We start from the raw sequence: 11,853 nt of genomic DNA, 5'->3' as shown, positions 1-11,853 counted from the left end.
AGTGAACAGGGAGATACGAGAAGCACATATGAGCGGCCGACGCTCTAAGCTTCCTCGGCCAGTTCCCGGGCAACGCGGCCGATTGCGTCCGCCAGCACGTCGGGTGATTGCGCGCCTGTCAGGGCATAGCTCTGTGCAAGGATGAATGTTGGAACGCCGGTCACACCGATGTTGGTGGCATGCTCGATTTCGGCGCGTGTCTCTGCAACATCCTGCTCGCTGTCGAGAAGCTCACGGATTTGCGCGGCGTTGATGCCGGCCTCGCCTGCGCAGGCGGCCAGCACGTCGCGGTTGCCCACGTCCTTGCCCTCGCTCCAGTAGGCCATGAATAGGCGCTCCACCATTTCGGTCTGCCGCTCCACCGTGTGGGCCCAGCGGATCACCCGGTGCGCATCGAGTGTGTTGGGCGTGCGCGTGATGAGATCGAAATGATAGGGTACACCCAGTTCCTTCCCCGCCTCGATCAGCGGGTCGTGGATGGTCTTGAGCTTCTCAGGCCCGAACTTGTTCAGCATGTATTGCTGCCGGTCCAATCCTTCCGGCGGAATGGTGGGGTCCAGCATGAAGGGCCGCCAGCGGATGAAGACGCTGAGATCGAGCTGCTTCAGCGCGGCATCCAGCCGGCGCTTGCCCAGGAAGCACCACGGGCAAATGACGTCTGACACGACGTCGATGATGAAGGGGTCGGCCATCAGGGTTTCTCCAGCGACTTCCGGATAAGCTTGCCATTGGGGGTCCGCGGGAGCGCAGGCACGAACCAGAGCTGTTTCGGGCACTTATAGGCGGCGAGCCTGTCTCTGACAAACGCCAGAACGGCCTCTTCATCAAGCCTTGCGCCCGGCTGCGGCACGAGGAAGGCGGCGATGATGGTGGCCGAGTCGGAGACACGCCATTCCCTGACACCCGCCTCCGCCACCTGGGGGTGCTGCAGCAGTACGGCCTCGACTTCGACCGGGGAAACGCGGTAGCCGCCGGCATTCATCAGCTCATCTGCCCGGCCGCGGGACCAGACATAGCCATCGGCATCGATTTCGGCCAGGTCACCCGTAGCGAACCACTCATCCTCGGGGGTGTCCTCTCCCCAGTATCGCAGGAACAGGCCGGGATCCGAGCGGTGGACACCGATCTCGCCACTTTCGAGAATGCGTACAGCCCGGCCCGGCTGCGGCTTTCCGGGAGAGCCCGGCTTGATGGCAACCGATGGCGAGGTTGAGATATAGGTCGAAATCTCACTCATCCCCAGCCCCTCATAAATCTCGAGGCCGGTCTGCTGGCGCCAGGCGTTCAAAATGGGTGGCGCCATCGCCTCTCCGGCCGTGAGACCGTGCCGCAGCATGCCGGCCTGCCGGAAGCCCGATCTCAGAAGCTGTCTATACAGGCCAGGAACAGAGCCAAAAATTGTCACGCCGTGTTCCGTCATGAGCCGCGCCCAGATGGATATGTCCCGCTCACCTGTATAGACAACTGATGTGCAGCCATTGACGAAGGGATCGAACAGCCCCGTTCCCAGCGTATAGGTCCAGTTGAAAGCGCCGGTATGCAGCATCACATCGTCTGGCCCGATGCCATACCAGCCCTGATACATGGGCCGCCGCCCCCAGAGGGTGCGCTGGCCGTGGAGCACGCCCTTGGGCGTTCCGGAGGTGCCACTGGTGAAGATGAGATAGGCCGGATCATCGGCGGCTGTATCCGCATAGGACCCCGCCGGCGCTCGCTTCATCGCCGCAATGTCTTCGGGCCCAAACAGGCGCTGGCCATCCATCTGCGGCAACGGCAACGCGCCGTCCCAGGCGATGAAGCGGACACCGCTGTGGCGCAGGATGAAGTCAACCTCGCGCGGCGTGAGAAGGGAGGACGCCGGAACCGGCACCGCCCCGGCCGCATTGGCCGCGAAGAAGAGCAGCGCGTAGTCCGGCGAATTCCCCATGCGGATGAACAGGCGCTCGCCATCGGTGACACCCTGGCGGCGAAGCCCCTCGGACAAACGCAGCACAGCGTCTTCCAGCGCGCCATAACTCCAGCGTTCCGTTTCCCGTCCGGCGGCGATGAGCGCTGTCTTCTCCGCAGGCTTGCCACTCAGGCAATGGCGCGCGAGGTTCAGCCGCGCCGGCGGCTGTTCGCCCGTGAATGTCACGGCACCTGCCAGAGGGACGTGGCTTCAAAACCGGTCAAAGGCTGCGCCTCTGGCCGCCCGATGGTGTTCCAGCGCGCCACCCATTGGCCGCCCGCATCGAAGAGCGGCACCATGTAGAATCCGGATGTGAGGAGGCGGTCTTCGGCGCGCACGGCCGCCACGAACTCCTCCCGCGTCTTGGCATCGAGCATCGCCTTGATGGCGGCGTCAACGGCAGGGTCCGCAATGCCGGGATAGTTCCGCGTGCCCGGCAGCTTGCGGCCCTCCGAACCAAAATAGACAACCTGCTCATTCCCGGGCGAAAGGGAATTATACCAAGTCCACCATATGACATCAAAATCATAGTTCCCGCGCATCCGGACGAATTGCGAGGTATCAACTGTTCTCACATTCGCAGTTATGCCTATGATCGCAAGGGTGCGCTGATAATGAAGTGCTATTTTCTCCTGGCTTGCATCACTGACAGTAATGGTGAAGGTGAATGGTTCACCCTTTTCGTTGATGAGCTTTCCGTCGGACTGAGTCCAACCAGCATCTTGAAGCAGACTTACGGCCTTACGCAGCAGCTTCCGGTCGCGTCCTGAGCCATCACTGACGGGAACCTTGTAACTGCCATCGATAAAGTCCGGGCGCAGCTTTGAGAGCGCATCGCCCAAGACTTTCCTCTCTGCGTCATCCACAGGAATACCAGCCGAAGATAGCTCTGAATCGCTATAGTAGCCGTAAGTGCGGTGATAGGAATTGGAGAATAAATTCGAATTGGCCCATTCAAAATCAAACGCTAGAGTAAGGGCTTCACGCACACGCGGATCGGCGAACAGCTCGCGCCTTGTATTGAACACGAATCCGGCGGCCGGTGCGGGTGTCTGCCGCTTGATTTTCTCCAATGTAATCTTGCCGTCTTTTACTGCCGGAAAATCATAGGCCTTGTTCCAACGTACAGGGTCGGTTTCGATTCTTACATCAGCAAGCCCAGATTTAAAGGCTTCAAAGGCGGCATTTGCGTCGCGGTAATAGTCGAACCGGACCTGGTCAAAATTCCACAAGCCCTTGTTGATGGCTAAGTCCTTGCCCCAATACTCCGGATTCTTGAGGTAAGTCATCGTTTCGCCCGGGCGAATGACGCTCATCGTATATGGCCCGGAGCCGACAAGAGGATCTAAAGTCGTCTGGGCAAAATCCCTGTCCTTCCAGAAGCTCTTCGACAGTATTGGCATAAGTCCGATGATCAAAGGCAGTTCTCGGTCGTTTTCCCCCTGATGAAAAGTGACGGTGTGGTCGTCCGGCGTCTCAATCTTCGTGACCTTCGCATATGAGTTCTTGAATCCTGGCACGCCCTTGTCCCGCAGCGTCTCCATGGAGAACACCACATCTGCCGCAGTCACCGGGGTTCCGTCCGAGAATTTTGCCTCGGGCCTGATCTTGAAGGTGAAGCTCTGGCGGTCATCGGAGACGTCAATCGTCTCTGCCAGCAGGCCGTAGAGCGAGAAGGGCTCGTTCCCGTTCCGCCCCAGCAGGCTCTCGAACACATAGGTGCGCACACCCGTCACGGCGGAACCCTTCACGATGAAGGGGTTGACGCTGTCGAAGGAGCCCGTCACCGCCTGCCGCAACTGCCCGCCCTGCGGCGCATCCGGGTTCACATAGGGCAGGTTCTTGAAATTCGCCGGTAGCGCTGGCTCCCCCAGCATGGCGATCCCGGGTTTCGGCTCCGCCACGGCGAGCGATGTGAAGGCAAAAACGGCGGCGGCGGCAAGGAAGGTGCGGCGGAGCTTTGTCATGCCCTTTATCTATGGCATCCGGGCAACGGCCTCAAGCGCTGTGGGGCTTGCTCTCCACCACGCGCTCTCCCCCGAATGGGGGAGAGGACAGGGTGTGGGGTTTTTGACGCGAGAGGGCGGATGATCGCCCTACCTCACCAATATGTTCTGGAACTGCCAGGGATCCTTGCGGTCGAGATCGGTGGCGAAGAGCTCGATGACGGAGTCGAGCGGGGTCCAGTTGGTGTAGACGCCGCGCACCGGGCCCAGATAGGGGGTTTGGAGTTCAAGGCAGCGGCGATAGTCCATCTCGTCCGTTTCGACGATGCCGGAGAGGGGGTTCTCGATGGCCCAGATCATGCCCGCCAGCACGGCGGAGGTCACTTGCAGGCCCGTGGCGCTCTGGTAGGGGGCAAGCGTGCGGGCCTCTTCGATCGAGAGCTGCGAGCCAAACCAATAGGCGTTCTTCTTGTGCCCATAGAGCAGCACGCCCAGCTCGTCACGCCCGTCGGCGATCTGGTCTTCGTCCAGCACATAGGCGTGCTTCAGGCGCTTGCCGCCATTGCCCAGCATCTCATGCCAGGACAGAACCGCATCATTGGACGGGTGATAAGCATAGTGGCACGTCGGGCGGTAAGTGACCTTCCGGCCATCCCGCACCGTGTAGTAGTCCGCAATCGAGATCGCCTCATTATGGGTGACGAGGTATCCGAAATGGGCGCCCTCCGTCGGCGTCCAGGTGCGCACACGCGTGTCGGCACCCGGTGTTTCGATATAGATCGCAGCTCCGCTTCCCGTTTTGTGGCGCTTGGCCTTGGGCGGCAGCTTTTTCTCATGCGTTCCCCAGCCCAGTTCCGCGGGCTGCAGCCCTTCGGAAATGAAGCCTTCAACCGACCAGGTGTTGACGAAGGTGCCGAAGGGCTTCGGCTTCTTGGTGCGCTGCGTGTCTCGCTCAGCCACATGGATGCCCTTGATGCCCAGGCGCTTCATGAGCTTGGCCCAGCCGTCTCGCGTCTTGGGCTCGGCCACCTGGGTCTTGGTGGCAGCCGCAATATCCATCAGTGCCTGCTTCACGAACCAGGACACCATGCCGGGGTTCGCCCCGCAGCAGGAAACGGCGGTGGGGCCGGGGCCCAGCGCCTTCTTCAGCGCCAGCAGCTTCTCGCGCAGCGCATAGTTGGTGCGATCGCCTTGGGGGACTTTGGAATTGTAATAGAAGCCCGGCCACGGCTCGATAACCGTGTCGATGTAGAGCGAATGCGTCTCGCGGGCGAGGCGCATGATGTCGAGGCTGTCGACATCGACCGACAAGTTGACGATGAAAGCGGGGCTCTCGCCTGCCGTCAGCAGCGGCGTCAGAATTTTCCGGTAGTTCTTGGGCGTCAACGCCTGGCCGATGAACGAAGCGCCTTGGCTTTCAACCAGCTGACTCCTGGACGCGTCGGGATCGATGACCGTGATCTGTTTTGGATCGCATTTGATGTGGCGGAGGATCAGCGGCAGTGTTCCCCTGCCGATCGAGCCGAAGCCGATCATCACGATGGGGCCATTCCACGCGGCGTGCACGGGCCAGTTGGTCATTTCATCGGAACTCCTGTTTTTGGTGTGAATATATTGCGCCTATAGCGGGTGGACCCGTCTTGCAAAAGAAAATTCTTGTGCAGGTGCGAAGCAGGTCAGCCGCGGCCTTTGGCATAGCGCCAGGTTTCATAGCGGATGCGCGCCCTCTTGTAGGCGTCATAGACCGCGATCGCATAGACGAAGATGCCACCTGAAAGCTTGCCCACGATGGAGACATCGGGCTTCGCCGTCACCAGCGTAAAGCCGCCGAGGAGCAGCATGAAAAACACGAAGATCAGCCCGCGGAAGGGTTCGCGGTTGAACACCTGGCCCGACCCAGGCAGCACGATTGCCGATGCGAGGATCAGCAGCGGATTGGGCGGCTTGCGGTCCGCGGCGGGAATCTCGGTCATGTCAGCTTCTCCGGAGCGTCTGCAACAAGGTCTGCTCGCAGCGCCATCAGGTCATCAAGAAGCGGCTTCAAGTCCGCGGCGGGGAAGGGGGCAAGTCCCATCTCGCTGTCACGGAAGATCAGGTAGCGCCCGCGGTTTGCCTCTTCCGCCAGCCAGACGATGCGCAGGCCCTTGGGCGAGATGAGCAGTTCCTTGGCGCGCGCATCCTCCAGAATGCCTATGTGCCTGAGCAGGAGCTCGCGCGGCGGCAGGTCACGCGGCGCATCGGTGCGGATCGAGCAATCATGCGGGAAGCCTGAATCCGCCGCCATCTGAACGGGGAGCTCCGCATGCTTCGAGAACATCTCGACCCCGCGGGGCCGCATCATCAGGTCAAAGGTTCCGCGCACCGGCATCGGCTCGGGCAGGGTGACGAGCAGCCACAGCGTGGGCAGCTTTCTGATGTTCAGCGTATCCGGCACCGCCTGAATATCGAAAGTGTGACCCAGATAGCGGCCGGAGATGCGCGGGAAACCGTCCGGGTTCAGCTTCTTCAACCCATCCGAAAACAGCGTCTGCACCTCGTCAAGAAAGGCGGCCCGCTTGGCCATGCGGGAGCGGCCGTCGCGCAGGTGGCGCGTCAGAACGAAGAGGAAGGCAGTGCCAGCGAGTGCGGCCAGCAATGCCATCATGGAATGATCGAAGGACAATTGCGTTCTGGTTCCGGTCAATGAAACTGGCCCGCCTCGGAGGGAGACGGACCAGCACTGTTGCGTTTCGCGTCTGCCCCGTCAGTAGCCGCGCGGGCGCGGCCAGGGCATGGTGAACTGGTCGCCGCGCTTCACGAAGCGGTAGCGCCAGAAGTGGAACCACAGCGACACCACGATGTAGAAGCCCACCATGGCAATGAGCTGCGTGCCGTAACCCAGGAACACCGCGAAATATGTGACGCCACAGAGCGTCAGCAGCACAATCGCGGGGACCGGGTGGAACGGATGCACGTAACCCCGCTTGATCGTGTCGAGCGGCCACTTCCTGCGGAACATGATCACATTGATCGGCATGAAGGTATATTCGAGAAGGCCTGACAGGATCGAGAAGGTGATCACCTGGTCCAGCGGTGCACCCAGCGCGAAGATCAACGCAATCGGCACCAGGAAGATGATCGAACGGTAGGGTGTGCGGTATTTCGGGTGAACGGCCCCGAACCACTGCGGCAGGTAATGGTCGCGGCCCATGGCGAACCAGGCACGCGATGCATCGTTGATGCAGCCATTGGCCGAGGCAAGCGTCGAGAACAGCGTGCCAATGCCAAGCAGCACCAGAAGGAAGGTGGAGCCTGAGAGGCGGCCCGCGTCGAACAGCGGAACACCAGCCTGGCCCAGATACTCCCACGGCATCAGCCCGGCGCAGACATACCATGTCAGCGACGCGGCGATCAGCAGTGTGATGATGCCGGCCATGGTGCCGAAGGGAAGGGCGCGCGCAGGCGAGCGCACTTCTTCCGCGGCCTGTGTCGTGCCTTCGATGCCGAGATAATACCACAGGCCGAAGTGCATGGCGGCGACGACGCCGATCCAGCCATAGGGCAATGCGGCCTGGTCCGACATCAATCCGGCATGGTCGAGAGGCGAGTTGGGCAGCACGGCCGTTCCCACAAACAGCAGGAGGATCGCGATGAAGGCGATCGCGGTGATCACCAGGTTGAAGTTCAGCGTGGCGAGAACGCCGCGATAGTTCAGCCAGGCGAGGAACAGGATCGAGACCACGATGAAGGGGCGCTGATCGATGCCGCTATGGCCGAACATGTTGGCCACCTGATCGACGAGGAAGCCGATGGTGATGGCGTTGCCCGCCTCCAGCATGGTGTAGGCGAAGACGAGATAGAGCCCGACGTTGAAGGCCATCAGCGGGCCGATGATGTGCTTGGCCTGCGTGTACTGACCACCCGCCGCGGCGACCGTGGAGGTCACCTCGGAGTCGATCATCGCGACGCAGGTATAGAGAAGGCCCGCGAACCAGCAGGCGATCAGCGCGGCATAGGCACCGCCCTTTCCCACGCCGAAGTTCCAGCCCATGTATTCGCCCACAAGCACGATGCCGACCCCCAGCGCCCAGACATGGGCGGGGCCGAGAACGCGCAGCAGGCTGATTTTTTCCACCGGTGCTCCGGCAGTTTGTTGTGCATTTGCCATTGTCCGGTCCTCAGAGCTTGTGCTTTTCGGTCATCGCTTCGAGCTCGCCCTCTCGGGACGAGGTCAGAACGTCTTCCGAATAGGTTGTGTCGATCCTGAACCAGTCGGCGATGATGTAGAGGCCGAAGATCACGGAGAGGATCCAGGCCGCGTATTCCATGTAATTCCAGATATCCATGTGCCCGCCCTCAACGCCCGTCGCCGAATTTTTCAGCGATCACTTCCTTGTATTCCTTGCCGGAAAGCCGGACCACAATGATGAAGTAACCAAGCACCACCACGATCATCAGGATCAGTTCCCAGGTGGAAAATGCCCAGTAGTCGTAGCGTGAGGTGATCATCGCCTGCAGGGCTTCGTCCTTGGGGTCGGCGACAACGGCATTGTACTGGCCGAGTGCCTCCCATTGCTTCACCATGGCAGGGTTCTGTCCGAGGGATTCCCAGGTTGCATCGGGGTTGAAGGCCGCGGGCACCTTGGCGCCGCCGGCCAGCCCCATCCACAAGGGAATGTAGAGTGCGCCGACGGTGAGGATGAGAAGAACGAGCACGTCGATGATCTGCCCGATCTTGCTCTGGCGGGGGGGAGTGTATTTTGCCATTTGCGCTCTCCCTCAGTGCCGCTTGCCGCGCATCTCGTCGAGATGCTTGAGGTCGAGGCCGTAGATGAAGTCCTTGTCTTCCTTGTAGTGCTTCACCATCGCGCTCATGGAGGCGGTGTTGAACAGGAGGACGGCAGCGCCGCCGATTAACAGGATGGTGCGCCAGGGTCCTTCGGGCGCGATGTTCCACGTGGCGATCATCACGAAGATAATCGCGAGCCAGAGGCCTATGACAAACGCGTATGCGACCAGCACATCGCGTCGGTACATCGCCTCAATGCGTTGCTTGAGGTCTGCCATGCGTCTTCTCCCATTGTCCGGCTGTTTATCCCCACAGCGAGCCGGGCCAATCCCATTGAGTCGTTTGCTGCGAGGCAACTTTGTTTGATGGGAGGAAACTCTCCTCTGCAATCGATGTCAAGCAATCTGGCGGTGACAAACCATGTTGAAATCGCAAATGTTCAGGAAGATGCAGAGGAAAATCGCTCAAGCCTTTTGCCAAGCTCATGGGCAGAGATGCCGGTGCCAAGCGTGGAGAGTGTGAACTCAGGGTGGCGCAGCATGCGGCTGAACAGGCCGAGCGCCCGCTGCGGCCAGCAGATTGCAGCCTCGCTCCGGACGGGCTCCGAAAGGTCGAACTGCACCGCATAGGAGCGTCCGTTGAACATCACCTTCCAGCGGATCGCCGCCCAGGGGAGCCGCCGCTCACTGAGCCTCCGGTCGAGCAGCCCTTCCGCCGTCATCTCGATTGCTGCGCCGCGGAGCCTGGCGATGCGCCAGCACAGGCCCGCCATCACCACGCCTGCAGCCGTCAGCACCAGCCCCATGAGGATGAGCACCGCGGCCCCGCCATTCTCCGACGGGCCGAAGAGGCGCAGTCCCCCGGCCGCGAACAGCAGCCCAACGGCCACTTCCGCCAACCAGAACAGAAGCAGCAGCCTGGCGAGATGGGGCCGGTTGGCAATGACGACGGGTTCGGACATCAAGCGGGAGAAGGCCCTTTCCGGGCCTTCGAAGTCAAGTGTTGCAAGCCACCCCCCGGGGGCGATAGTGAGCGCTTGAAACGATTCGGGAACAAGAATGGCCAAGCCCGCCAAATCCGCCTCTCTCTTTGATGAACTCCCCGCTGCAGCGAAGCCCCAGCCCAGCAAAGGCCCGGCCAAATCACGCGGTGAGGAGAGCTATACCGCCGCTGATATCGAGGTTTTGGAAGGGTTGGAACCCGTCCGCCGCCGCCCCGGCATGTATATCGGCGGCACGGATGAGAAGGCGCTGCACCATCTCTTTGCCGAAGTCCTCGACAACGCGATGGACGAAGCCGTGGCGGGCCACGCCACCTGGATTGACGTTCATTACGCAGCGGACGGCTACCTCTCCGTCACGGACAATGGCCGCGGCATCCCGATCGACCCGCACCCCAAGTTCAAGGATAAGTCCGCCCTCGAAGTCATCATGACCACGCTGCATTCGGGCGGCAAGTTCGATTCCGGCGCCTATGAAACCTCGGGCGGCCTCCACGGCGTCGGCGTCTCGGTGGTGAATGCGCTGTCGGACCATGTGGTGGTGGAAGTCGCGCGCGGCCAGCAGCTCTACCGCCAGGAATTCCGGCGCGGCAAGCCGGTGGGGCCGATCCAGAACCTCGGCAAGGTTTCGGGCCGCCGCGGCACCAAGGTTTCCTTCCATCCGGATGAGCAAATCTTCGGCAAGGGCAACACCGTCTTCTCGGCCGCGCGCCTCTACCGGATGTCGCGCTCCAAATCCTATCTCTTCGGCGGCGTTGAGATCCGCTGGTCCTGCGACCCGTCCCTCATCAAGGACAAGGAGACGCCCGACAAGGCCGTGCTCCACTTCCCCGGCGGCCTCAAGGACTTCCTGGCCGAGCGGCTGGACGGCAAGACCCGGGTGGCGGATGAAATTTTCGCAGGCCGGGTGGAAAAGGAAGGGGGCCACGGCACGGTCGAATGGGCAGTTGCCTGGTTCGGCGGCGATGACGGCTTCTCCTCGTCCTATTGCAACACCATCCCCACGCCCGAAGGCGGCACCCATGAGCAGGGGCTCCGCACCGCGCTCACCAAATCGATCCGCACCTATGCGGACATGACGCAGAACAAGCGCGCCGCCGTTATCACCGCGGATGACGTGATGGTCTCCTCCGGCGCACTGCTCTCCGTCTTCATCCGGGAGCCGGAGTTCCAGGGCCAGACCAAGGACAAGCTGGCAACCGTCGAGGCCATGCGCATTGTCGAGAATGCCGTGCGCGATCATTTCGACCATTGGCTGACGGGCCACCCGGCCCAGGCGGACAAGCTGCTCAACTTCATCATCGAACACGCCGAGGACCGCATCCGGCGGCGCCAGGAGAAGGACGTCTCCCGCAAGACCGCCGTCAGGAAACTCAGGCTCCCCGGCAAGCTGGCGGATTGCTCCGCCACGCAGAAGGATGGCTCCGAAATCTTCATCGTCGAAGGTGACTCGGCCGGCGGCTCCGCCAAGCAGGCGCGCAACCGCGAGACCCAGGCCGTTCTCCCTTTACGCGGCAAAATCCTGAACGTGGCCTCCGCCACCAAGGACAAGATGAACCAGAACCAGCAGCTGGCGGACCTGATCCAGGCCCTTGGCTGCGGCACGGGCTCCTCCTACCGCGAGGAAGACCTGCGCTATGACAAGATCATCATCATGACGGATGCCGACGTCGACGGCGCCCACATCGCATCCCTGCTGATGACCTTCTTCTACCGCCAGATGCCGCTCCTCATCGACCAGGGCCACCTCTATCTGGCCGTGCCCCCGCTTTATAAGCTGGCCCAAGGCCCCAAGGTCGCCTACGCGCGGGACGAAAAGCACCGCCAGGAACTGCTGCGCACCGAAATGTCCGGCCGCGGCAAGGTCGAAGTCAGCCGCTTCAAGGGCCTGGGCGAGATGCTCCCCGCGCAGCTGAAGGAAACCACCATGGACCCGCGGAAGCGCCACCTCCTCCGGGTGACGCTCGAAGACGCCGCCCGCACCGCAACGGCAAAGACGGTCGAGCAGCTGATGGGAAACAAGCCCGAGGAGCGGTTCAACTTCATAAGTGAGCGCGCGGAGTTTGTGAGCGAGGAGGGGCTGGATATTTGAATCGGCTCCGGAAGCTAAGAAGTGGGAGCCGAAAGATTTTCGGAACTAAATTCATGTATGCGAAGAAGTCAATGTGCTGCGGAAAGCTAACGGTGTTTA

12 protein-coding genes are annotated in these 11,853 nt (G+C 61.5%); 1 reads left to right on the top strand and 11 read right to left on the bottom strand.

What is annotated here, in order from left to right; all coding sequences use genetic code 11:
- Positions 1–44: 44 nt before the first annotated feature.
- The 11 genes from ACO06F_RS02685 to ACO06F_RS02635 all read right to left on the bottom strand — a co-directional run bounded on the left by ACO06F_RS02685 (position 45) and on the right by ACO06F_RS02635 (position 9,626).
- Entirely contained in the window at positions 45–695 is a 651-nt protein-coding gene (locus tag ACO06F_RS02685; protein WP_421696605.1) for a DsbA family oxidoreductase, read from the bottom strand.
- On the bottom strand, positions 692–2,134 hold the full coding sequence (locus ACO06F_RS02680; RefSeq protein ID WP_421695158.1) for an acyl-CoA synthetase: 1,443 nt from the start codon (positions 2,132–2,134) through the stop codon (positions 692–694). The genes ACO06F_RS02685 and ACO06F_RS02680 overlap by 4 nt, the downstream gene beginning before the upstream one ends.
- Positions 2,131–3,915 (bottom strand): extracellular solute-binding protein, encoded by a 1,785-nt coding sequence (locus ACO06F_RS02675; RefSeq protein ID WP_421695157.1) that lies wholly within the window; start codon positions 3,913–3,915, stop codon positions 2,131–2,133. Before ACO06F_RS02675 ends, ACO06F_RS02680 begins: the two co-directional genes overlap by 4 nt.
- A 129-nt stretch (positions 3,916–4,044) precedes the next feature.
- Positions 4,045–5,475, bottom strand: coding sequence for a homospermidine synthase (locus ACO06F_RS02670; protein WP_421695156.1), 1,431 nt, complete (start codon positions 5,473–5,475; stop codon positions 4,045–4,047).
- Between the two features lie 95 nt (positions 5,476–5,570).
- Complete coding sequence (locus ACO06F_RS02665; protein WP_421695155.1) at positions 5,571–5,867, bottom strand: hypothetical protein; 297 nt, start codon at positions 5,865–5,867, stop codon at positions 5,571–5,573.
- A complete protein-coding gene (locus ACO06F_RS02660) occupies positions 5,864–6,577 on the bottom strand; it encodes a hypothetical protein (RefSeq protein ID WP_421695154.1) in 714 nt (237 codons plus the stop codon). The genes ACO06F_RS02665 and ACO06F_RS02660 overlap by 4 nt, the downstream gene beginning before the upstream one ends.
- A gap of 60 nt (positions 6,578–6,637) precedes the next feature.
- Positions 6,638–8,041, bottom strand: coding sequence for an APC family permease (locus ACO06F_RS02655; RefSeq protein ID WP_421695153.1), 1,404 nt, complete (start codon positions 8,039–8,041; stop codon positions 6,638–6,640).
- A 10-nt stretch (positions 8,042–8,051) separates the two neighbouring features.
- Entirely contained in the window at positions 8,052–8,219 is a 168-nt protein-coding gene (locus ACO06F_RS02650) for a hypothetical protein (RefSeq protein WP_421695152.1), read from the bottom strand.
- Positions 8,220–8,229: 10 nt separating this feature from the next.
- A complete protein-coding gene (locus ACO06F_RS02645) occupies positions 8,230–8,640 on the bottom strand; it encodes a hypothetical protein (RefSeq protein ID WP_421695151.1) in 411 nt (136 codons plus the stop codon).
- A gap of 12 nt (positions 8,641–8,652) precedes the next feature.
- Positions 8,653–8,940, bottom strand: a complete 288-nt coding sequence (locus tag ACO06F_RS02640; RefSeq protein ID WP_421695150.1) for a hypothetical protein — start codon at positions 8,938–8,940, stop codon at positions 8,653–8,655.
- Positions 8,941–9,101: 161 nt separating this feature from the next.
- Complete coding sequence (locus ACO06F_RS02635; RefSeq protein WP_421695149.1) at positions 9,102–9,626, bottom strand: hypothetical protein; 525 nt, start codon at positions 9,624–9,626, stop codon at positions 9,102–9,104.
- A 94-nt stretch (positions 9,627–9,720) separates the two neighbouring features.
- On the opposite strand from ACO06F_RS02635, the gene parE reads away from it, so the two are divergent.
- Positions 9,721–11,754, top strand: a complete 2,034-nt coding sequence (gene parE, locus ACO06F_RS02630; RefSeq protein ID WP_421695148.1) for a DNA topoisomerase IV subunit B — start codon at positions 9,721–9,723, stop codon at positions 11,752–11,754.
- Positions 11,755–11,853: the final 99 nt, after the last annotated feature.

It is taken from the genome of Aestuariivirga sp., assembly GCF_965227715.1.
Lineage (GTDB): Bacteria > Pseudomonadota > Alphaproteobacteria > Rhizobiales > Aestuariivirgaceae > Aestuariivirga.
This window is presented reverse-complemented; position numbering and strand designations above follow the sequence as displayed.